21 protein-coding genes are annotated in these 21,681 nt (G+C 65.5%); 8 read left to right on the forward strand and 13 right to left on the reverse strand.

The features are described from left to right. The first annotated feature begins 65 nt into the window (after nt 1-65). The 3 genes from ARADN35_RS0103795 to ARADN35_RS28465 all read left to right on the forward strand — a co-directional run bounded on the left by ARADN35_RS0103795 (nt 66) and on the right by ARADN35_RS28465 (nt 3,852). Nucleotides 66-1,103, forward strand: a complete 1,038-nt coding sequence (locus ARADN35_RS0103795) for a GNAT family N-acetyltransferase (protein ID WP_010459187.1) — start codon at nt 66-68, stop codon at nt 1,101-1,103. A 135-nt stretch (nt 1,104-1,238) separates the two neighbouring features. Continuing rightward, entirely contained in the window at nt 1,239-3,455 is a 2,217-nt protein-coding gene (locus tag ARADN35_RS0103800) for a TonB-dependent receptor plug domain-containing protein (protein WP_159103179.1), read from the forward strand. Between the two features lie 259 nt (nt 3,456-3,714). Further along, nucleotides 3,715-3,852, forward strand: a complete 138-nt coding sequence (locus ARADN35_RS28465) for a hypothetical protein (protein ID WP_244265843.1) — start codon at nt 3,715-3,717, stop codon at nt 3,850-3,852. A gap of 58 nt (nt 3,853-3,910) precedes the next feature. Here the strand turns inward: ARADN35_RS28465 and ARADN35_RS0103810 are convergent, their stop codons facing one another. The 3 genes from ARADN35_RS0103810 to ARADN35_RS0103825 form a co-directional block, all read right to left on the reverse strand. After that, nucleotides 3,911-4,591 (reverse strand): HD domain-containing protein, encoded by a 681-nt coding sequence (locus ARADN35_RS0103810; RefSeq protein WP_010459193.1) that lies wholly within the window; start codon nt 4,589-4,591, stop codon nt 3,911-3,913. A gap of 174 nt (nt 4,592-4,765) precedes the next feature. Continuing rightward, nucleotides 4,766-5,695, reverse strand: coding sequence for an ornithine carbamoyltransferase (argF, locus tag ARADN35_RS0103820; RefSeq protein ID WP_010459197.1), 930 nt, complete (start codon nt 5,693-5,695; stop codon nt 4,766-4,768). A 19-nt stretch (nt 5,696-5,714) separates the two neighbouring features. After that, nucleotides 5,715-6,911 (reverse strand): aspartate aminotransferase family protein, encoded by a 1,197-nt coding sequence (locus tag ARADN35_RS0103825; RefSeq protein ID WP_010459198.1) that lies wholly within the window; start codon nt 6,909-6,911, stop codon nt 5,715-5,717. 266 nt (nt 6,912-7,177) lie between these two features. On the opposite strand from ARADN35_RS0103825, the gene ARADN35_RS0103830 reads away from it, so the two are divergent. After that, nucleotides 7,178-7,501 (forward strand): DUF3579 domain-containing protein, encoded by a 324-nt coding sequence (locus ARADN35_RS0103830; protein ID WP_010459200.1) that lies wholly within the window; start codon nt 7,178-7,180, stop codon nt 7,499-7,501. Nucleotides 7,502-7,772: 271 nt separating this feature from the next. On the opposite strand, the gene rpsT is transcribed toward ARADN35_RS0103830, so the two are convergent. Beyond that, complete coding sequence (gene rpsT / locus ARADN35_RS0103835) at nt 7,773-8,075, reverse strand: 30S ribosomal protein S20 (RefSeq protein ID WP_010459202.1); 303 nt, start codon at nt 8,073-8,075, stop codon at nt 7,773-7,775. A 199-nt stretch (nt 8,076-8,274) separates the two neighbouring features. On the opposite strand from rpsT, the gene murJ reads away from it, so the two are divergent. Together murJ and ARADN35_RS0103845 are read left to right on the forward strand one after the other, a co-directional pair. Then, the gene (gene murJ / locus ARADN35_RS0103840) at nt 8,275-9,840 is read left to right on the forward strand and encodes a murein biosynthesis integral membrane protein MurJ (RefSeq protein WP_029413183.1); all 1,566 of its coding nucleotides are present in this window, start codon (nt 8,275-8,277) and stop codon (nt 9,838-9,840) included. A gap of 82 nt (nt 9,841-9,922) precedes the next feature. Continuing rightward, nucleotides 9,923-10,765, forward strand: a complete 843-nt coding sequence (locus ARADN35_RS0103845) for a SirB1 family protein (protein ID WP_010459206.1) — start codon at nt 9,923-9,925, stop codon at nt 10,763-10,765. Here the strand turns inward: ARADN35_RS0103845 and ARADN35_RS0103850 are convergent. Beyond that, entirely contained in the window at nt 10,762-11,610 is an 849-nt protein-coding gene (locus ARADN35_RS0103850; protein ID WP_010459207.1) for a hypothetical protein, read from the reverse strand. The genes ARADN35_RS0103845 and ARADN35_RS0103850 overlap by 4 nt on opposite strands. Before the next feature lie 73 nt (nt 11,611-11,683). Next, nucleotides 11,684-12,730: a transporter gene (locus tag ARADN35_RS0103855; RefSeq protein WP_029413186.1), complete on the reverse strand. Its 1,047-nt coding sequence runs from the start codon at nt 12,728-12,730 to the stop codon at nt 11,684-11,686. 169 nt (nt 12,731-12,899) lie between these two features. On the opposite strand from ARADN35_RS0103855, the gene ppk2 reads away from it, so the two are divergent. Then, nucleotides 12,900-13,814, forward strand: a complete 915-nt coding sequence (gene ppk2, locus ARADN35_RS0103860) for a polyphosphate kinase 2 (RefSeq protein WP_010459211.1) — start codon at nt 12,900-12,902, stop codon at nt 13,812-13,814. A 149-nt stretch (nt 13,815-13,963) separates the two neighbouring features. Here the strand turns inward: ppk2 and ARADN35_RS0103865 are convergent, their stop codons facing one another. From ARADN35_RS0103865 to ARADN35_RS0103885, 5 genes are all read right to left on the reverse strand, one after another. Beyond that, a complete protein-coding gene (locus ARADN35_RS0103865; RefSeq protein ID WP_010459213.1) occupies nt 13,964-14,359 on the reverse strand; it encodes a DNA-binding transcriptional response regulator in 396 nt (131 codons plus the stop codon). Continuing rightward, entirely contained in the window at nt 14,356-14,862 is a 507-nt protein-coding gene (locus tag ARADN35_RS25835) for a GAF domain-containing protein (protein ID WP_010459215.1), read from the reverse strand. Before ARADN35_RS25835 ends, ARADN35_RS0103865 begins: the two co-directional genes overlap by 4 nt. 69 nt (nt 14,863-14,931) lie before the next feature. Then, nucleotides 14,932-15,933, reverse strand: a complete 1,002-nt coding sequence (locus tag ARADN35_RS0103875; RefSeq protein WP_010459217.1) for a GlxA family transcriptional regulator — start codon at nt 15,931-15,933, stop codon at nt 14,932-14,934. Nucleotides 15,934-16,058: 125 nt separating this feature from the next. Further along, nucleotides 16,059-16,685: a DJ-1/PfpI family protein gene (locus ARADN35_RS0103880; RefSeq protein WP_029413189.1), complete on the reverse strand. Its 627-nt coding sequence runs from the start codon at nt 16,683-16,685 to the stop codon at nt 16,059-16,061. A gap of 8 nt (nt 16,686-16,693) precedes the next feature. Beyond that, nucleotides 16,694-17,254 carry a cysteine hydrolase family protein gene (locus tag ARADN35_RS0103885; protein ID WP_010459221.1) on the reverse strand — a complete coding sequence of 187 codons (561 nt, stop codon included), beginning with the start codon at nt 17,252-17,254 and terminating at the stop codon, nt 16,694-16,696. A 297-nt stretch (nt 17,255-17,551) separates the two neighbouring features. Here ARADN35_RS0103885 and ARADN35_RS0103890 point away from each other — a divergent pair, with 297 nt between their 5' ends. Continuing rightward, on the forward strand, nt 17,552-18,658 hold the full coding sequence (locus ARADN35_RS0103890; protein ID WP_010459224.1) for an extracellular catalytic domain type 1 short-chain-length polyhydroxyalkanoate depolymerase: 1,107 nt from the start codon (nt 17,552-17,554) through the stop codon (nt 18,656-18,658). 75 nt (nt 18,659-18,733) lie between these two features. On the opposite strand, the gene ARADN35_RS0103895 is transcribed toward ARADN35_RS0103890, so the two are convergent. Further along, nucleotides 18,734-20,323, reverse strand: coding sequence for a methyl-accepting chemotaxis protein (locus ARADN35_RS0103895; protein WP_010459226.1), 1,590 nt, complete (start codon nt 20,321-20,323; stop codon nt 18,734-18,736). Nucleotides 20,324-20,578: 255 nt separating this feature from the next. Continuing rightward, nucleotides 20,579-21,658, reverse strand: a complete 1,080-nt coding sequence (locus ARADN35_RS0103900) for an AI-2E family transporter (RefSeq protein WP_010459228.1) — start codon at nt 21,656-21,658, stop codon at nt 20,579-20,581. Between the last annotated feature and the right edge of the window lie 23 nt (nt 21,659-21,681).

Raw genomic sequence — 21,681 nt, forward strand, 5'->3', positions numbered from 1 at the left:
CAGTTTGCACAATGGCAGCGCGCGCAGCGCAACGTGGCTTGCTCACCGACGTTTGAGAGAGAAGAATGAAAGAAACTGGGGAGGATGCCCTTGTGGGTGATGACAAATCGATGATGGGTCTATCGGCCCCTTCACGGCTGGTGCTGCGGCCCTTTCGCGGCCCATCGGACTTCCCGGGCATGGCCGAGGTCGCCAACGCCAGCTTTGATGCCGACGGGGTGCTCGCACGGCGTACACCCGAAGACCTGGCGCGCGACTACGCCGCGTTCACCCAGTGCGATCCGTATCAGGACGCGGTGATGGCCGAGCTGGACGGTGAACTGGTGGGCTATGGCCGTTGCTGGCGATTCACACAGGCCGACGGGTTGACGCTTCACTCCCAAATCGGCTTTGTGCCAGGGCGTTGGCGCGGACGCGGCATTGGCCGTCTGCTGCAGGGCTGGATCGAGCAGCGGCACCACGCCGTGGCAGCGCAGCAGCCGGACGGCCCGCATGTGCACCATGCCTATGTGCAGCAAGGCGAAGATGCACGCGCCAGGCTGCTGCAGGCCCGTGGCTATGCGCCGATGCGGTATTTCTTCGAAATGCTGCAGACGCAGCTGCATGCTGTGCCCGACTTTCACATGCCCGAAGGGCTGGAACTGCGGGCCGTGTTGCCCGAGCACTACCGAGCCATCTGGGATGCGCACCACACCGCGTTTGAGGACCATTGGGGGATGGTGCCGCCATTGCCACGCGACTACGACACGTGGCTGGAGAGCCTGATTTTCCAGCCCGCGCGCTGGCAGGTGGCATGGAACGGCGAAGAGGTCGCAGGCCAGGTCCGCACGTATATCAACGAGGACGAAAACCGCCATCTGTCCAGGCGACGGGGCTACACCGAGTTCATCAGCGTGGGTCGCCGCTGGCGTGGCCGTGGCCTTGCCAGAGCGCTGATTGCCCGCAGCCTGCGCCTGCTGGCGCAGGAGGGCATGTCGGAGTCTGCGTTGGTGGTGGACGGCGAAAACCTGACGGGCGCCAACCGGGTGTATGAGGACTGTGGGTTCCACACGGTCAAGCGCCACACGATCTACCGAAAACCGCTAGTGGTACCCGAGGTATAGGCGCAACGTGCGCTGGCGCCGCAATTTGCCTGTCGCAGGAATACAGCAGCTCCGCGACGCCATGGGGCAGAACGTGCTGGTCTTAGGCTGCGCTTAAGCCTTGTCCCCAGACAATCCTTGGCAGAGAGGATGTCTATGAGAAAAACACACACCCACCGCGTCGTCGTCTGGGCGGCGTGCCTGGCAGGTGGCGCCGCATGGGCCCAAGCGTCGCCCGAGGGAGCGGGGGCCGGGGCATCAACGCCGCAGCTCGATGGGGTCACGGTGACCGCGCGCCGCTCGCTGGAGCAGCGTTTTTTTGCCGCCGGTTCGCTGGTCGTGGTGGACCGCGCCGACATCGAGCAAATGGGTGCGTTCTCGGTGGCCGATGTGCTGCGCCAGTTGCCAGGCGTGCAGGTAGTGCCATCTGCCGATGGCAGTGTCGAGATCCGCATGCGCGGCATGGAGCGCGGCGCCACGCAGTTGCTGATCGACGGCCAGCGCGTGGGCAGCAAGCGTACCCAGTTGCCCATTGACCAATTGCCGCCTGAACTGATCGAACGCATCGAGGTGGTGAGAGCGCCGAGCGCAGAGTTTTCGGGTGCCACCGGGGGCACGCTCAATATCGTGCTGCGCCAGGCCACGGTGAAGCGCGAGACGGTGCTGCGCCTCACCGACAACCACGTGTGGGGGCGCAATGCGGGCCAGGCGTTCTTTTCGCGCACGGGGCCTTTGGGCGGCGCTGTGAAGCCTGCCAAGGGCGCCCAAGGCTCCGATGGCGCCGAGGAGGTGCTCGAGGCGGAGAACAGGGAGCCGTGGTCCTATTTCGTCGCGGCCTCTGCGACGGGTTTGTTGCTGGGCTCGGACACCCACCGCAGCACGCAGGTCGGCGGTGCGGAGGTCGCACAGTCCGATACCAGTGCCCGCTACAAGCGCACCGACTACGCACTGGTGCCGCGTGTCAGCGGAAAGATCGGTGCTGCGGATCAGCTGACGCTGCGTGCCACGCTCAGCAAGGCCGATTTTGGCGGTACCGCGGACAGCGTGGGCAGCGGCGATGGTACGTATGCGGCGCGTTCGCATGAAGCGCACAACTACGACCGGCGCTATCTACAGGCCGCAGCCGACTGGACGCACCGCTTTGCGGCCAGCAAGCTCGAAACGACGTTGTCAGCGAGCCGTGCCAGCGACACCGTGGACCGCAGGGGCGACCTGCTGCGCAACATCGGCGTTGGCGGTGCTGCAGTCACGGACAGCTATAGCTTTGTGGACGACCGGCGTGAAGACGTCTGGAACCTCAGCACCAAGCTCACGGGTACGGCCGCCGCACTGCTGTGGAGCGCCGGGGCGCAGCTGGAAGACCGCAAACTTTTTGTCAACACGATGGCGAGTGGCGACCTGCCGGTGAACTCGGGTCTGGATGCCGGCATCCGCCGGTGGGTGGTCTGGGGGCAGAACGAATGGGAGCTGCCCGCGACCACCACGCTCACGCTGGGCCTGCGCGGCGAGCGCGTGGAGCTGAGCGGCGGAAGCTCTGCCGTGACGGGCAGCAAGCAGTGGAACATCCTGCAGCCATCGCTGCATACACGCACGCCCTTGTCCGAGGACCTGCAGTGGCGCGTGAATCTCGCGCGCGTCACCCAGTTGCCGCGCGTGTGGGATCTGGTGGACCGCGCCATCCCCAGCCAGGGCAGCAACAGCCTGAACAACCCTGACACCATTGGCAATCCGAACTTGCGTCCCCAGGTGGCCTGGACACTGGACACCGGTTTTGAGCGGCGTCTTGCCACTGGCCACGCGGGCGTGAACCTGTTCGTGCGCCGGATGAGCGACGTTCTTGCGCCCACACTGCAGTTGATCGGTGCACGCTGGGTGGAGCAACGTGGGAATGTGGGAGACGCCATCGTGTGGGGCCTGGAGGCCGATGCCCGCACGGGGTTGGGCTGGGTGGGCCTGGGGAGCGAATGGACGCTGTCGGCCAATGCCAGTGCGCTGCAGTCACGCATGACCAGCGGGCCCAACGAAGGACGGCGCATTCCGGGGCAGGCACGCTATGTGGCCACGCTGACGGCGGCAAAACCCATGCCGCGCAATGGCGGCTGGTATGGCGGCGCCACGCTGTCGATGACGGGGCCGGCCGACCAGGACATCAATGGGACGCTGACCGGGAAGAATCGCGCAAGCGCCATGCTGGATCTGTATGTGGGTCAGCTGGTACGCGGGCTGGGTTACTGGCGGTTGGGGGTCTACAACGTGGGTGATGCCCATTTCCGCCGGGATCGCGTCGACGCGTCGGGTGCGGTACCGGTCGTGAGCACCAGCAGCATGCAGTGGACGCCGCGCGCGTACCTCACGGTGGGGACGCAGTTTTGAAGGCGGCAGGACGCCTGGGCTGGGGCTCACGGGCTCGGTGCGTGGTCTTCATCGCATGGTCCTCGCTGGCCTCTTTGGTTTTGCCGGCGGGCGCAACCCCGATGGCACCTGCAACAGCATCCGGAGCAAGCGCTCCCGCTGAACCGGTGTTCACCCGGGCACGCTGGTTTCGGTTCAGAAAGAGGATGGGAATCGGCTGTATGTGCGCCTGAAGCTGCTGCCAAGCTCGAAGCTCCCTTTCACGACGCAGAGGTTCAAGGTGAGCGATCGGGCGCTGCTGACGGGCATCCCGGAGGGCTCATGGGTCAAGTTCACGGCGCGCCACATGGACGGCGAGAACACCCTGACCTCAATCCAGTTGACCCCGGAGTGCAAGCGCTTTCAGCCCTGCGACTAACGCGCGGAGCGTGAATGTGGGGGTGGCGGGTGCGAGGTCTGTGCCGCCGCTGCACCCCTCAGGCGTACAGACGGCCATCCTTCAAGGCGTGCAGCGCATGGGCCAGGTTGCTGCGGGCCTGCACCTCATAGCGTGTTTGGAACCATTCGGTGCCGTAAATGCGCGGCCGGTCGAGAAACCCCTGCAGCACCGCGCTGCGCCCCGCTACATAGCGTGGCCAGCGCACAAAGAAGTATTCGCGCCGCACATGGCGCTCGAACTGGCGGTACACCGTATCGCTTTGTCCGAGGATGGCCAGGTCAATATCCACCACCCACTGCGCATCGCCCGCGAGCGGGCCGGGGGTGTGGCAGGTATCCAGAATGTGCTGGTGCACAGTCTCTGCCAGCGTAGCTGGTAGCTTGTGGTTCAGAACGAATCGATGTGCCCAGTCGGCGCTGCGTTGTTCGTTGTGCTTGCTCCACGGCCAGTAAATGGCGTCGTGGTACCACAGGGCCAGAGCGACGGCATGGGGGTCTTGCAGTGTGCCGGGCTGCTGGTCCTGCACGGCCTGCCAATGCCGCAGGCAGGCCCACAGGTGCGTGGTGTCGTGGTACGCGCGGGGCCAGTGGGCCCAGCTCAGGATGAGGCGGCGGCCTTCGGTGCGCCACGCCGGAGAATCCCGGCCCAGCGCTTGGCCCAGGGCCTGCCAATGCGCAAGCAGTTCGGTGGCGTGGGCAGGCTGGCGGCGCCAGGGCATTGGGGGCGAGGCGCTACGCAACGCGGCCGAGCGGAAGGTACTCCATGAGTGCCTTCTGCACGTGCATGCGGTTTTGGCTGCGGCACGCAGTCTGCGACTGCTTCACGTCCGCGCTGCGGACATGAGCCTGCGCCGAAACAGTCTGCTGGCGCTGTCGCGCCCCCGCATTGCATTTCATGCAACGCGGCCGAGCAGAAGGTACTCCATGAGTGCCTTCTGCACGTGCATCCTGTTTTCAGCCTCATCCCACACCACGGACTGCGGTCCGTCGATCACATCGGCCTCGACTTCCTCGCCACGGTGTGCAGGCAGGCAGTGCATGAACAATGCGTCGGGTTGGGCGGCGGCCATCATTTCGGCGTCCACACACCAGTCGGCAAACGCCTTCTTGCGCTCTTCGTTCTCGGCCTCGTAGCCCATGCTGGTCCACACGTCGGTGGTGACGAGGTCGGCGCCTTGGCAGGCTTCGAGCGGGTTGCTAAAAAATTGATAGCTGCTTGCGCTTATCCCGCCTGCGCCAACGGCCAATTTCTCATCAATTTCGTAGCCACGGGGCGTGCTCACGTGCACCTTGAAGCCCAGCAGCGCAGCCGCCTGCAACCAGGTGTTGGCCATGTTGTTGCCGTCGCCCACCCATGCCACCGTCTTGCCCTGGATGGAGCCCCGGTGCTCGATGAAGGTGAAGATGTCTGCCAGGATCTGGCAGGGATGGAACTCGTTGGTCAGTCCGTTGATGACGGGCACGCGCGAGTGTTCGGCAAAGCGCACGATCTTGGTCTGCTCATAGGTGCGGATCATCACCAGATCCACCATGCGGCTGATGACCTTGGCGCTGTCTTCAATCGGTTCGGCGCGGCCCAGCTGGCTGTCGCCCGTGGTCAGGTGCACGACCGAGCCGCCCAACTGGTACATGCCGGCTTCGAAGCTCACGCGCGTGCGGGTGCTGGCTTTCTCGAAGATCATGGCCAGCGTGCGGTCCACCAGGGGGTGGTGCTTTTCGTAGGCCTTGAACTTCTTCTTGATGAGCGCGGCGCGCTCGAACAGGTAGGTGTATTCGTCGGCGGTGAGGTCGTTGAACTGCAGGTAATGTTTCAGCGTCGTCATGGCGGTGTTGCTTTGCTCTTCATTCAGCCAGTATGGCTTTGACCAGCGGGGTCAGTTTGGCGACGATCTCGTCGGCTTCGGCAGTGGTCAGGATCAGCGGGGGCACCAGGCGGATCACGCTGTCGGCTGTCACGGACAATAGCAGGCCCACTTCGGCCGCACGGCCAATCAGTGCGCCGCAGGGCTTGTTCAGCTCAATGCCGAGCATCAGGCCCTGGCCCCGGATCTCCTTCAGGCCGGGAAGGCTGCCCAGTTCGCGCTGCAGCGCGGCCCGCAGGTGGTCGCCCACCTTGGCCGCATTTTGCAGCAGGCCTTCTTCTTCCATGATGCGGATCGTCTCGACCCCTGCACGCATGGCCAGCGGGTTGCCGCCAAAGGTGGTGCCGTGGTTGCCGGGCTGCAGCACATTGGCGGCCTTGGGGCCGGCCACCACGGCGCCAATCGGCACGCCCGAGCCCAGGCCCTTGGCCAGTGGCATCACGTCGGGAACGATGCCTGCCCACTGGTGGGCAAACCACTTGCCGGTGCGGCCCACGCCACACTGCACTTCGTCGATCATCATGAGCCAGCCGCGCTCGTCGCACAGCTTGCGCAGCTGCTGCAGGTATTCGACCCGCATGGGGTTGATGCCGCCTTCGCCCTGGATCGTTTCGAAGAACACGGCCACCACATTGGGGTTGCCTTCGGTGGCCTTCTTGATCGCCTCGATATCGTTGAGCGGCACGCGCACAAAGCCTTCGACCAGTGGGCCGAAGCCGCTGTAGATCTTGGGGTTGCCGGTGGCTGACATGGTGGCAATCGACCGGCCGTGGAAGGCCTTCTCATACACCACGATCTCGGGCTTGGCGATGCCCTTGTCCACACCGAACTTGCGTGCGATCTTCAGGGCGGCCTCGTTGGCCTCCAGGCCCGAGTTGCAGAAAAACACGTTGGTCATGCCCGACAGCTCCACCAGCTTGGCCGCCAGTTGCTCCTGCAGCGGCACGTGGTAGTAGTTGGAGGTGTGGATCAGCTTGGTGATCTGGTCTTGCAGTGCGGGCACCAGCTTCGGGTGGTTGTGCCCCAGCGTGTTCACGGCGATGCCACCCAGGCCATCGAGGTATTCCTTGCCGTTCACGTCCCAGACTCGGCAGCCTTGCCCACGGGCCAGCGCAATGGGAACGCGGCCATAGGTGTTCATCACGTGGGGCGAAGCTGCCGGGGTGGTAGCGGTCATGCAGAAATCTCCAGACGGTGCGGTGATGGGTTGGCTGGTGGCCATAAACCCGGAAAAACGAAGCACGATTCTAGGGGGAGCACGGTGAATGGCTGTTGACGATTGCGCATTACTGCAATGCGGGCCAAACCCTGAATTTCGGTGTCTATCTATGGCCCGGCACGGGGATTAGGGAGCTAGCTCTTATATAAGAGTTAGAATGTCGCGCTGCGGTGCAGCATGCAGTGATCCTGTGTCTGGCGCGCTCATTACCACTCCACTCCCCGATGGTTTCCCCCTCCTCCAAAGAAGTCTTCATTCAGGGCATCACCCACGACGGGAAAACCTTTCGGCCCAGCGACTGGGCCGAGCGTCTGGCCGGGGTGATGAGCAGTTTCCGCCCGGGTGGCGCGCGCCCTGGCAGCCATCTGAGCTATTCGCCCTGGTGCATTCCCACCACGCTCAATGGCGTGAAATGTGTGGTGGTGCACCGCGACCTGCAGGGCCATGAGCCCATGGCCTGGGACTTCGTCATCAACTTCGCGCGCGACAACAACCTGCAGGTGGCCGAAGCTTGCCTTCTGCCCGATCTCCCGTCCGTCAAGCCCTGATCTGGCCTGTGACCTGGCAGCTTGTGGCTGAAGGGCGTCTTTTTCGGCCCGCGCGCGCTCTATCCTTTCTCGGATTTCAATATTGGGTGGCCTGAAGCCGTGCCCTCATATGCGCCGCCCCTGCTGGCTTGGCGCTTCTTTCCCGTCCAGAAACGAAAAAACCGCCCGAAGGCGGTTTAATTCGTTTTTTTGCTGGCAGCGCACCCGTTACAAACGGCGAACGGCACATACCGTTCGGGCTGTTTGCCTGCCGGGGCAGGCGGTGGGTTGGTTAGGCGGCTGCCAGTGCCAGGGCTTTCACCTTGGCAGACAGGCGGCTCTTGTCGCGAGCAGCCTTGTTCTTGTGGAAGATGCCCTTGTCAGCCACGGTGTCCACCACGGCTTGCATCTTGGCGAACAGTTCGGTCGCCTTGGTCTTGTCGCCGGACAGAACAGCCTTTTCGACGTTCTTGACAGCGGTACGGTATTTGGAGCGCAGCGAGGTGTTCGCAGCGTTGAGCTTGATGTCCTGACGGACGCGCTTGCGGCCCGACGCCAGGCGCGGGTTCTTCTTCTTTGGTTTAGCGGATGCCATGATTTAGTTCCTTGGGTCTGTGGATGATGCCAGCAAAGCCCGCGATTATAGCCCAAGGCAGTTTGTTCATCGCCGCGGTGTTCACAACCGGCGCAGCGCCATCGCGAGCGCACCCGTGGAACTGGCCCTGCCTGGCCGCTGAGCGCGTCCTCTTCCGGGGGAAGACGCGAAGCGACTCAGGGGGAATACACTCCCTGCGGTGTCACTGTTCAAAGCCGCCTCTACCGTTTCTCTTCTGACCTTTGTCTCCCGCATCACCGGGCTGGTGCGAGAGCTGCTTATGGCCTCGGTTTTCGGGGTCAGTGCGATGACGGATGCGTTCAACGTAGCGTTCCGCATCCCCAATCTGTTCCGCCGAGTCCTGGGCGAAGGCGCCTTCAGCCAGGCTTTTGTCCCGGTGCTGTCTGCCACCCGCGCCCAGGAGGGCGACGAGGGGGCCCGTGCACTGATCAACCATGTAGGCACCTTGCTCGCGTGGACGCTGGTGCTGCTGTGTATTGCCGGTGTGCTGGGCGCTCCCTGGATGGTGTGGGGCATGGCCAGCGGGCTCAAGCAGTCGCCCCAGGGTTTTGACGCTGCTGTGACCATGACGCGCTGGATGTTCCCCTACATCGGCTTCATGTCGCTGGTGGCGCTGGCGGGGGGCATTCTCAATACCTGGAAGAAGTTTGCGGTACCGGCGGCGTCGCCCGTGCTGCTCAACATCGCGCTGATCCTGTCCATCACGGTGGGCGCACCCTGGTTTTCCCGCCATGGCATCGAGCCCATCTACGCCCAGGCGGCGGGGGTGATGCTGGGTGGCTTGCTGCAACTGGCCATCCAGGTGCCTGCGCTGGTGCGCCTGGGGCTGCTGCCGCGCATTGGGGTGCGCTGGGCGGCCATTCGTGCCGCCTGGGCCGACCCCACCACGCGCAAGGTGGCGCGCCTGATGCTGCCCGCGCTGCTGGGGGTGAGCGTGGCGCAGATCTCGCTGCTGATCAATACCCAGATTGCCTCGCACCTGGCCACTGGCAGCGTGAGTTGGATCACCTACGCAGACCGTCTGATGGAGCTGCCGACCGCGCTGCTGGGCGTTGCACTGGGTGTGGTGCTGATGCCGCAGCTGGCCAGCGCCCGCGCCAAGCAGGACGACGAAAGGTACTCGGCCATGCTTGACTGGGGGCTGCGCCTGGTGGTGCTGTTGTCAGTGCCCTGCATGGTGGCCTTGCTGGTCTTTTCAGAGCCGCTGGTGGCGGTGCTGTACCACTATGGCGCGTTTGGTGACGAAGACGTGCGGAAGACTACCCTGGCCCTGACCGGTTATGGCGTGGGCCTGGTGGGCATTGTGGCCATCAAGGTGCTGGCGCCCGGTTTCTATGCCAAACATGACATGCGTACCCCAATGCTCATTGCGGTGGCGGTGCTGGTGTTGACCCAGTTGATGAACCTGGTGCTGGTGCGTTATCTGCAGCATGCCGCCCTGACATTGACCATCGGCATTGGCGCACTCATCAATGCCGGTTGGCTGTTGATCGGTCTGCTGCGGCGCGGCAGCTATCGGCCTCTGCCAGGCTGGGGCAAGTTCGCCCTGCAGGTGATCGCTGCGAGCGCCTTGCTGGCGGTGCTGCTGGTATGGGGTGCGCAGCACTTCGATTGGGTGGAAATGAAGGGACAAACCCTTCGGCGGATAGGGTTGCTGGCGGCGCTCATGGCTGCTGCTGCCGTGCTGTACTTTGGCGCGCTGTGGGCAGCCGGGCTCAAGCTGCACCAGCTGTTGCGGCGCTGATTCCAGCGAAGGCCGCAAATGCCCTGTCAAGAGGGGCTTTCTGTCGCTTGACGCCATCCGGCGGGGCACTTACAACTCCACCATGTCCCTGAGCTATTCCGTACCCACCTCGCTGGAGTACTTTGCATCGCTGGTGCAAAGCGATGACCACTTCCCGCTGCTGGAGGCTGCAGCCAGCCTGGCGCAAGACGAATACCCCGAGCTCGACATGCAGCAATTGCTGGGTGATATGGACCAGCTGCTCGCGCGCATCAAGCGCCGCCTGCCTGCCGATGCCCCGGCGCTGCAGCGCTTGCGCACGCTCAACCAGTTCTTCTTTGCCGACCTGGGCTTTGGCGGCAACATCAACAATTACTACGACCCCGAAAACAGCTACCTCAACGCTGTGCTGCGCACGCGCCGGGGCATCCCGATTTCGCTGGCCGTGTTGTGGATGGAGCTGGCCCAGGGACTGGGCCTGCATGCGCGGGGCATTGCATTCCCTGGGCACTTCATGGTCAAGGTGCTGCTGCCCAAAGGACAGGTGGTGCTGGACCCGATCTCGGGCCAATCCCTCAGCCGCGAAGAGCTCGCCGAGCGGCTGGAACCCTACAAGCGCCGCAACGGCCTGGTGGACGACTACGATGTGCCGCTGGGCCTGTACCTGCAGGCCGCCACGCCGCGCGACATCATCGCGCGCATGCTGCGCAACCTGAAAGAGGTGCATCGCACGCAGCAGGACTGGCAGCGCCTGATCACCGTGCTCGACCGGCTCATCGTGCTGCTGCCTGACGCCTGGGGCGAGCGGCGTGACCGGGGACTGGCCCATGCCGAGCGCGGCAACACCCTCGAAGCGATGGCCGACCTGGAAGCCTATCTGGCCCATGCGGAAGACGGGCTGGACATCGATCTGATTGCCGACCGCCTCAACGCACTGCGCAACTAGAACGGCGCACTGTTCGCCGGCTGGTCGGCTTGTAGCTGCGCCAGTTGCCGGCGCAGTTCGGTGTTTTCGGCGGTGAGTTCTGCCACACGGTGGCGCAGGGCCTGCAACTCGTCGGTAGTTCCGTCGGCGCTGGTGCCCGCCTCTGCTGCGGGGCTTTCTGCGGAAGGGGCTTCGTCGCGCGGCTTGCGCTTGTTGAGTTCGCGCACGCGCTTGGCAGCCTGCTTGAGTTCGTCCTTGCCTGCAACGACGGCCGCCACCTGCTCTTCGGCGGGCAGCGTGGCCACGGCGGCGGCGGCGTTGATGGAGATGGTGCCGGACTTCACGGCCGCCACCAGTTCGGGGGCGGCCTGCTTCTGGATTTTTTCGATCATTACCACCTGGCTGCTGCTCAGGCGTGCGGCCTTGGCAATGGCCTCGCGGCTGTTCAGTGGATCGGGTGCGGGCAGGGCGGCGGTTGCCTCGGGGGTGTCAGGGGCTGCGGTGGCTGCTTCGGCCTCTGGGGACGTCGCTGCGCGGGCCTTGCGGTCGGCCATGATCTCGCGCTTGCGCAGGGCCAGTACGCCGCGCTGGAAGTCCGACACACTGCGGCGCCCCAGATGCTGGTCGATCATCCACAGGTGCACGTCTTCCATGGACTGAAAGCGCGGGTTTTGTACGGTCTGGAAGGGCAGGCTGTGCTTTTGGCAGATGCCATAGCGGTTGTGCCCATCCACCAGCACGTCGCCCCACAGCACCAGCGCGTCGCGGCAACCTTCGGCCAGGATGCTGCGCTCCAGCGCCTCATGCTCGTCGGGGGTCAGGGGTTCGATGTAGGCTTTGAGTTCTTCGTTGACGACGATGTTCATGGCAGAGGAGGCAATCGGGAGCGGGCAAGGGGCGCGATTGTAGAGGGCTCCGTCAGCGCCCGGAGCCAGGCTCCTATGAGTCCCCCGTGCCCCGCAGCGCCAGCCAGCCCGCCACGGCCGTGAAGGCCGCCACCACGGCCACGATGATCCAGAAGCCATGCCCGTTGTCGGCCAGCGGCACGCCGCCCACGTTCATGCCGAACAGCCCCGCAAGGATGTTGATGGGGAGGGCCAGCACGGTCACAACCGTCAGCACAAACAGGCTGCGGCTGTTCGCCTCCTGCACGCTGGCAGCGATTTCTTCCTGCAGCAGCTTGATGCGCTCCTGCAGGCCCTGCATGTCGCGCAGTACCACCGAGAACTCTTCGGTCGAATCGCGCAGCTCTTGCGCATCGTCTGCGCCCATCCAGGCAGGCGGGTGCTGCAGCAGGCGGAACAGCGCCGCCGGCTCGGGCGCCAGCAGCCGCTGCAGGCGCACCAGCAGGCGCCGCAGCACGCCGAGCCGCGCGCGTTTGTGGTCCAGCCGGCCAGCCAGCAGCGCGTCCTCCACATCGTCGATGCGCTGGGTCACGCCGCGCACGATGTCCACCAGGCCCGAGGCCTGCGTGCGCATCAGCTCGGCCAGCAGGGCCACGCTGGAGCAGGGCGCGTTGCCGCTGCGCACCGCCGTGCGCAGTGCGTCCACCGAGCGCAGCGGGCGGGTGCGCCCCGTCACCATCAGGTGCGGCGCCACGCTGGTCCACAGGGTGGCGATGTCCGAAGGCTCGAACGCAAAGTCAAAGTGTGCGTCGTTGAGCACGGCGATCAGCGTGTCGTCGTCACGCTCGATGCGGGTGGACACCGAGCGGTCCTTGAGCGCGTCAAAAAAGGCTTCGGGCAGGTCGGCATGCCGCTCCATCCAGCGCACGGCCTGGGCGTGGCTCAGGTTGAAGTGCAGCCACAGGAAGGTGCCTTGTGGTGGCAGCGCACGGTGGTCGCTGGCCGTGCCATGGGGGTGTAGGCCCGCCAACCACTGTGCGGCCTGCACGGTATCGACTTCGTGGGGCGCAGTGCCTGCGCCCAGCAGGTAGCCGCAGATCAGCCCGGCGGCATCACCGCCGTAGTTCAGGTGGGTGTTCACGGCGGGGAAGGGGCGGACGGGAGTGGACAAACAACAGCGGGCACGGCTGCATAGTGCGGCGCGGGCGTGACAACCCCGTGACAGATCACGCCGGTGTCACAACACTGTCACCGGCCGGCCCCACGATGGCGCATCTGTCTGTCTCTTTGCCCGCTCGGATCTGTTGCCCATGTTTCACCAGAACACCCTTGATACCCAGGACTTGATGCAACGCATCGCCAACGACCTGATCGACAGCTATGACGAAGAGCTGGAGCTGGAGATCGAGGACCGCGATGTCGATGACCTCGGAGCGTTGCAGTCCACGGACAAGCTCGCACGCCAGCTCTACTTCAAGGAGCTGTTTCGCCTGCAGGGCGAACTCGTCAAGCTGCAGGACTGGGTGCAGCACAGCCGCCAGAAGGTGGTGATCCTGTTCGAGGGGCGCGACGCCGCCGGCAAGGGCGGCGTGATCAAGCGCATCACCCAGCGCCTGAACCCCCGCGTGGCCCGCGTGGCTGCGCTGCCAGCACCCAATGACCGCGAGCGCACGCAGTGGTACTTCCAGCGCTACGTGGCGCACCTGCCCGCCGCTGGCGAGATGGTGCTGTTTGACCGCAGCTGGTACAACCGCGCGGGTGTGGAGCGCGTGATGGGCTTTTGCACCGACGACGAATACGAAGAGTTCTTCCGCACCGTGCCCGAGTTTGAAAAGATGCTCGTGCGCTCGGGCATCACACTCGTCAAATACTGGTTCTCCATCACCGATGAAGAGCAGCACCTGCGCTTTCTGGGCCGCATCCACGACCCGCTCAAGCAGTGGAAGCTCAGCCCCATGGACCTGGAAAGCCGCGTGCGCTGGGAAGCCTATACCAAGGCCAAGGAAACCATGCTGGAGCGCACCCACATCCCCGAGGCGCCCTGGTGGGTGGTGCAGGCGGTGGACAAGAAAAAGGCGCGCCTCAATTGCATCGCCCACCTGCTGTCGCAACTGCCCTACCAGGATGTGCCCCACCCGGCGGTGGTGCTGCCGGACCGGGTGCGTAACCCTGAGTATTTGCGCCAACCCGTGCCCGCGCCGATGTATGTGCCTGAGATGTACTGAGCGCACTTTGCGCAGGGTGGCTGGTGCAAGACGTCTGATGCCGCCGCCGGTGCTGCCCGCGCCACGCAGCTCAGTAGTTTCATTGCTATTTTTTGAATAGCAGGTAGCGCCTGTCCATCAAGCGCTAGCGGCCAAAAAGGCCTGAATTTCTACGTCTGGGCCGGGCCCTTGAGCATCTCGATGGTCGAGATCACGTCCCGCACCTTGAAGGGCTTGAGCAACACGCGCCGCACCTGCAGCGCCTTCATCTGCACGGCGGTCGATGCATCGACCTGGGTCGTGGTCACCGCCACGGGCACTTGGGCGTCCACTGCGAACTGGGCGCTGCGCACCTGTTCGAGCAGTGCCACGGCTTCGGGAGCTTCGTCCAGCGAGACGATGACGCCCGAGAAGTCCTTGGCCGCGAGTTGCTGCTGCGCGTTGCGCACCGTGCCCACCTGGCGCACTGCAGGCAGGTTCAACTGGCGCGCCGTGGCCACGATGATGCTGCCGGTGAGCGAGCTGGGCTCCACGAGAAGAATGTCCAATGGGGATGCGCTGCTCATCGTGCGGGCTCCCCGTGGGCGCGGCGCACTAGCTCCTCCACCGCCAGGTCGCGCAGGGACGCGAGGATGGCCAGGTCGATCGCATCCAGCTGGCGCGGTGTGCGGTCGATGAGGCACAGCGTGCCGATGTTCTCTCCGCCCGGCATCTTCAGTGGTGCGCCGGCGTAGAACTGGATGTGGGGATCGCCGGTGACCAGCGGGTTGTCGGCAAAGCGGTCGTCCAGCGCCACATCGGGCACCACCAGCGTGTCGTCCTGCAGGATGGCGTGGGCGCAAAACGAGATGCCACGTGTGGTCTCGCACACATCCAGCCCGACGCGGGCCTTGAACCACTGCCGTTCTGCGTCGATGAGCGACAGCAGCACGATGGGCATGTCGAATTCCTGCGCGGCAAATGCCGTGAGCCGGTCAAAACGCTCCTCGGGAGGGGTGTCCAGTATCAGCAGCTGGCGCAGGGCCTGCAGGCGGTCGTCCTCATTGGCGGGGCGAGGGGGCTCTTTCATGGCGGTATGGGGCAGTCGCGATGGACATTGATTATGGGCCGTGGGCGTGAAATGCGCGCTTGCGGACGCTCAGTGCGTGTGCCCTCGGAAGGTGCCCTGCGACGGCGTGCCGCCGCGCCCGAACTGGTGCCAGGCGCGCCGCAGCTGGGTGTCCGAGCTGAAGCCTGCCATCAGCGCCGCCTGCGTCACGTTCTGGCCAGACCGCAGCGCGGCCTCGGCCGTGGCCAGGCGGATGCGGCGCAGGTACTGCAGCGGCGCAATGCCCGCGTGCTCCAGAAACAGCCGCGTGAGGTGCCGGGGCGAAGTGTGGGCCACCTCGGCCATCTGCGGCACGCTCCAGTCGGCTTGCGGCTGCTGGCCCACGGCGTCCTGCACGCGGTGCAGGGCGGGGTGCAGGTGGTTGCGGTGGTGCAGAAAGGGGGAAAACTCGGGGTCGTTCGGTCCCCGGCGCAGGGCCACCACCATGGACTGCGCGACCTGGGCCGCCAGCGCGGGGCCGCAGGTGTCGGAGAGGCGGTGCAGCAGCAGGTCGATGCCCGTGGTCACGCCCGCGCTGCTGTATACGGCGCCATCGGCCACAAACACGCGGTTGGCCACCACGTCGCAGCGCGGGTCCACGGCAGCCAGTTCATCCAGGTGCTGGTGGTGGGTGGTGGCGCGGCGGCCCGTCAGCAGGCCCGCATGGGCGGCCAGCACCGACCCGGCGCACACCGTGATCAGGTCCAGCTGCCCCGCCACGGGCCGCAGCCCTCGCAGCCAGTGCAGCAGGGCGCGCGCCTCTTCGCCTTCCACGTCGATGTGTTGTCCCGCCAGCCCCACCAGCACCACCCACGCGGGTGAGGGCAAGGTGGCGGGCAGCGGCTCCAGCCCTGTCAGCACGGCGCCCACCGAAGACACGGATTGGGGAGTGGGGCTCACGAAGTGCTGCACAAACCGCGCGGGCTGGCCCTGGTTGACCAGGGTCTGGTTGGCAATGCGCAGCGCCTCGGCCGGGCCCGCCCAGTCCAGCACCAGGCTGCCCGGTAGCAAAGCAAAGTACACGTGGATGGGCTGGGGCAGTGTGTTGGACATCACTTGTTCCTGTTGACCCGTCATAAAACTGGCGCAACCGAGGCCAGTGCCACCGTGGAACGGGCTTTGCCAGTCCACGGGCGGCGTCCCCCTCGGGGGGGGTGACGCGCAGCGGCACAGGGGGGTCAAGGCTTGTTGTTCCACGGGGTATCCATCTGGCGGGCGGTGCGCTCGGACAGCGCGGCGCCGACGAGGCGCGTGACCAAGTGCAGGCTCATGTCGATGCCGGCGCTGATGCCCGCGGACGTGACAAGCGCACCCCGGTCCACCCAGCGCACATTCTCCAGCACGTCGAGCGCAGGAAACTGAGCGCGCAGGTCGGCAATGTCCTCCCAGTGCGTGGTGGCGGGCCCTTCGGTGAGGACACCTGCCGCCGCCAAAATAAAGGCGCCCGTGCACACCGAGGCTGTGATCTGCGCACCGCCCGCCGCCTGGGCAACCCACGCGCGGGTGCTTTGGCAGGCAGCGGCGGCATCGACCACACCACCCGGCACGATGAGCACATCGGGCGTGGCGGCGGTGGCAAAGTCCGCATCGGGCAACACGCGCAGGCCCGCGCGGGCGCGCACCGGGGCCATGCTGCGGGCCACGCACTGCACCCCAAACGGTGCTGGCGCGCCGGGGTACAGGCGCTGGTGCATGCGGCTGGCAGTGGTAAAGACTTCGTAGGGGCCGCCCAGGTCCAGGGCCTCCACCTCGTCGAAGACCAGGATGGAGACCTGCAGGGGGTGGGGTGCGGAGAAGGTGTTCATGGCAGTGCTCATGCTGCGGCCCGGTCGATGGCCTGCTGAACCGTGCTCAGGGTGGCAAACCGGCCCTGCAGCACGGTGGCGGTGCGGGTCTTGATGTCTGCGGCCGCCAGCGTCTGGCCGTCGGGTTGCTCCATGTCCCAGGTCAGGGTTGCGTCGGTGACGTAGTCCACCTCCCAGCCCAGGTCGGAGGCGTGGCGGGTGGTGGTCTCGCAGCATTGCTCGGTGCGGATGCCACTCACGATCAGGCGCTGGACGCCGTGTTGTGTCAGCCACACGTCCAGCCCCGTGCCCACCAGCGCGCTGTGGCGAGATTTGGTGAAGGTGGCGGCTGCCTCGAAGTCCACCAGGCTCTCCAGCGCCCGCACATGGCCCGACGCGACAGAGAAAGCGTTCTCGGGCACAGCCGGGCCTTCTGCATGGAACACCCGCACCACGGGCACGCCGCGTGCCACACAGCCTTCGATCAGCGCGTTCTGGGCGCGCAGATAGGCCGGCAGATCCTGGGCTGTGAAATAGGGGCGGTGGCGGAAGGATTCCTGGACGTCAATCACAATCAGACAGGTTTTCATGGTGAACTCGAAGGCGGGTTGAAATGAAGGTCCAATCTTCTCAGCGCAACCAGATGGCGTCCCGTCTCCTGGAGACAAGCTTAGATCAATTTAGGCCATATTGGAGGGGGTAGTCTGCCCGCTGCCGTCGGTGTGCTGGGCGGGTGGGGCATTTTTTGAGATAAAAACAATCTCTGGGGCTTATCCTGCAATGGATTATTGCTATAAATATAGTAGCAATATGCAATTATTTGCCATAAGCTGTTATGGTGACTAGGGTTTTCCCTTAATTCCTTGCCCGTCCTGCCCCAAACACCCATGCCCCGCCGTTCCCGTCTGTTTTCGATGTCAGCGCTGACGCGGGCGTACCAGCGCAACCTGAAGGCGTTTGCACGGGCGACGCGGGCGGTGCAGCCCGTGCGCGCCAAGGCGCCGGCAAAGCTGCGGGTGGTGGCTGCCCAAAAACCGTCCAGCACGCGAACCCCTCGCCCCGCACGCAAGCCGGTGCCGGCCAGCGGCAAATGGCTGGCGGGCATTGCACCAGGGCCTGCGGGCGCGCGGCGGTTTCAGCTGTACACCCCGCCCGGCCTGGCGTTGGCGGTGGATGAGAAGCTGCCCCTCCTGGTCATGCTGCACGGCTGCGGCCAGACCGGACGGGACCTGGCCGCCGTGTCGCGCATGAACCGGCTCGCCGCGCGTGAGCGCTTTCTGGTGCTCTACCCCGAGCAGGAACGCATGGCCAACGCACATGGCTGCTGGAACTGGTTCGAACGCCGCAGTGGCAAGGCCGAGGCTGAAGCCGCCACGCTGCTGGCCGCCGTGGACCAGCTCGCACGCCGCCACCCGGTGGATCTTTCTCGCGTGGCCGTGGCGGGCCTGTCGGCGGGTGGCAGCATGGCCGTGCTGATGGCTGCGCTCTATCCCGACCGGTTTTGCGCCGTGGCCATGCATTCGGGTGTGGCTCCGGGCACGGCCGAGTCCGCGGCCACCGCCATCGCCGCCATGCACGGGCGGCGTGATGCCCATCTGCCTGACGCGCTGGCGGCCGGGGCACCTGTCGAATCGGTTGCCGCTGTGGGCGGAAAAAGTCCGACGGGCAGCCTGCTGCCGCCGTTGCTGGTGCTGCATGGCGACGCGGATGGTGTGGTGTCGGTGCGCAATGCGGCCGCCACGGCACAGTTGTGGGCACAGGCGCTGGGTGCGCGGGCGGGCGCCAGCCGCACCTTGCAGCGCGGGCAGCGCCACGCCATGCGGGTGACCGAGTTCCGGGCGCGGGGCCGAACGGTTGTGGCGTTGCGCGAAGTGGTCGGGCTGGCCCATGCCTGGAGCGGTGGTGCCGCGCAGCTGTTGTACAGCGATCCCCTGGGGCCCGATGCCTCGGCACTGGTCTGGGCCTTTGTAGCCCGCCAGTTCAAAGAAAAATAGCCATCAGATCAGGCCCTGCCGCTTTTCTGCAGGGCATTTTCTGCTATCAAATATGCAGTAAATGGTCTGAGCGGCTCAGGTCAGCCGGGGCTGGCGCCTGTCGGCCAATGGTTCTGCGTGTGCACCCGCCTGCAGTTGAAAGGCGGCCACCACTTCCTTGAGTTGATGGGCCTGCTGCTGCAAGGCGGCGGCGGCGGCGGTGGCCTGCTCGACCAAGGCCGCGTTTTGCTGCGTGCCCTGGTCCATTTGCGAGACGGCTTCGTTGATTTGCTCGATGCCATCGGTCTGCTCGCGGCTGGCCTGGCTGATCTCCTCGATCACGGCCGACACGCGCAGCACGCTGTCCACCACGTTCTGCATGGTGGCCCCGGCCTCTTGCGCCAGCTGTGCGCCCGCCTTCACCTGCTCGGCCGAATGGCCGATAAGCGCCTTGATTTCTTTGGCCGCCTCGGACGAGCGCTGCGCGAGGCTGCGCACCTCGGTGGCCACCACCGCAAAGCCCCGCCCCTGTTCGCCGGCCCGGGCGGCTTCCACCGCCGCATTGAGCGCGAGGATGTTGGTCTGGAACGCGATGCCCTCGATGACGCCCGTGATGTCGGACACCTTGCGCGAAGACGCGTCGATCGAGCCCATGGTCTGCACGACTTTCTCGACCACCACGCCCCCCTTGCGGGCGACGTCCGAGGCGGTTTGGGCCAGCACGCTGGCCTGGCGGGCGTTGTCGGCGTTCTGCTTCACGTTGGAGGTCATCTCTTCCATGGACGCAGCGGTCTGCTCCAGCGCGCTGGCCTGGGATTCGGTGCGGGCAGACAGGTCGTGATTGCCCGCAGCGATCTGTTGCGACGCGCTGGCAATGTGTTCGGTGCCGTCGCGCACCCGCTGCACGATGCGGTGCAGGCTGTCGCGCATGGACTGCATGTCCAGCATGAGGCTGGAACTGTCGCCCGCACGCGTGGCGACAGCCACCGACAGATCCCCTTCAGAGATGCTGCGGGCAATGCTGCGCGCGTAGCCGGGCTCGCCGCCCAGCTGGCGCAGCAGGTTGCGCGATATGAGGGTGCCCAGCACCAGCAGGGCGGCCCCCAGCAGCAGGGCCAGCACGCCGAACCGCAGTGCCCGCTGCCAGATGGCGGTGTTGACGGTGTCGATGTAGACGCCCGAACCGATCACCCAGCCCCAGGGGGCAAAGCCTTTGACGTAGGAGGTTTTCTCCACCGGCGTGTCGCTGCCGGCCTTGGGCCACAGGTAGGGCACGAAGCCCGCGCCGCTAGCCTGCACAGTGCGCACGAATTCGACAAACAGCTGCTTGCCGTTGGGGTCCTTGTTGGCCGTGAGGTCTTGTCCGTTGAGCTCGGGGCGGATCGGGTGCATCACCATGCGGGGGTGCATGTCGTTGATCCAGACATATTCGTTCCCGCTGTAGCGCACCGCCTGAATGGCCGCCGCCGCGCGCTTGCGGGCTTCGTCATCGGGCATGCCACCCTTGGTGCTGAGGTCGTGGAAGTGTGTGGCAATGCCATGCGCGGATTCCACGACCTGGCGCACGCCCGTCTGGCGCTCCTCCAGGATCAACTGGCGCTCGGACAGCAGGAACCACGCGGTCAGGACGGCGATGCCGAGGAGGGCGCTCAGCACCAGAAGTGCCAGTTTTCGTGCAATGGTCATGGGGAGCCCCTGAAAAAAAGTGAAGACCAGGCGCTGTCGCCGTCCGGCGAGTGGGCGCGGCGTCAAGAATCTGTTCAAAGAGCAGGGTAGCCCCGGAGTGCTGGCTTTCAGCATGGCGATAACCCGCACTGGCCTTGCACGGGAAAGTCCCTGCAGGGGGCATGGCGGGCACATGGCCCTCGGTGAGCCGCTGGGCTCAGAGGGGAGGGATGGGCCAGGCTGCTGCGGCTGCAGCGCCCGGCGGGGGCGGGGCCACTACACGAGCCTCGACGCCACCAGTTCCTTCTTGAGGTAGGCGTAGAACAGCGGCGCTGCCACCAGACCGGCGGGGCCGAAGACGGCCTCTGCCACGAACATCACACTCAGAAGCTCCCACACGCCCATCTGCGTGCGGCGCCCCACCACCTTGGCGTTGATCACGTATTCGGCCTTGTGGATCAGGATCAGGAAGCCCAGGCATGCCGCAGCCGCCAGCGGCGACACTGACAGGCCGACGATCGTGATCACCACGTTGCACACCAGGTTGCCCACGATGGGCACCAGCCCCGCCACAAAGGTGAAGGTGATGAGCACAGGCGTGTAAGGCAGCTGCAGGCCCCACAGCGGCAGCACAAACAGCAGGAACAGCGCGGTCAGCAGCGTGTTGAACGCTGCAATCCAGAACTGCGCTGCCACGATCTGGCGGAACGCCTCGCCAAACAGCGTGATGCGCAGCTTGAGCTGCTGGGCCAGCGGGCCGCGTGCCAGCACTGGCGGCCGCACGGCAGCCAGGGCGCCAATCAGCAGGCCCACATAGGCAAACAGCACCCCCGCCAGCCAGGCACGCCCCGCCATGGCCAGGGCCCCCGCCTTGGCGCCCAGGTAGTTGGCGATGATGCGCTGGATATCGGCTACGCCCTCAGGCAGGTGCGAGGCCACGTCGGCGGGCAGCTTCAGGCGCAGCTCCAGCACCGTGCGCGCCATGTAGGTGAGCAGTTCCTGGTATTGCTGCGGCGCACTGACCAAGTAGCCGCGCGAGTGGGTGAGACCCGCCGCCAGCAGCGCCAGCGGCAGCAGCATCACCAGGCCCGCCGCCGTCACCTGCGCCACGCGCAGGCTGGTGGCGGAGGGGGTGGGTTGCCGCTGGATGCGGCCTAGCCCCTGGGCAAACCAGCCGGTGAGGGCGCGGGTGAGCAGGAAGCCCAGGCATACACACAACAGGCCGGGTAACAGGCCGCGCCACATCACCAGCAGCAGCACAGCAGCCATCAGCACGTAACTGGCTGCCACGATGCCCAGGTTCAGGGCGCGGGGCGGTAGCGTGGTGGGATGTTGGTCAGTCACGGCGCTGCACATCACCTGCATGGCTCGACACTGGC

Origin of the sequence: Acidovorax radicis N35 (assembly GCF_000204195.1) — a bacterium.
Classification (GTDB): domain Bacteria; phylum Pseudomonadota; class Gammaproteobacteria; order Burkholderiales; family Burkholderiaceae_C; genus Acidovorax; species Acidovorax radicis.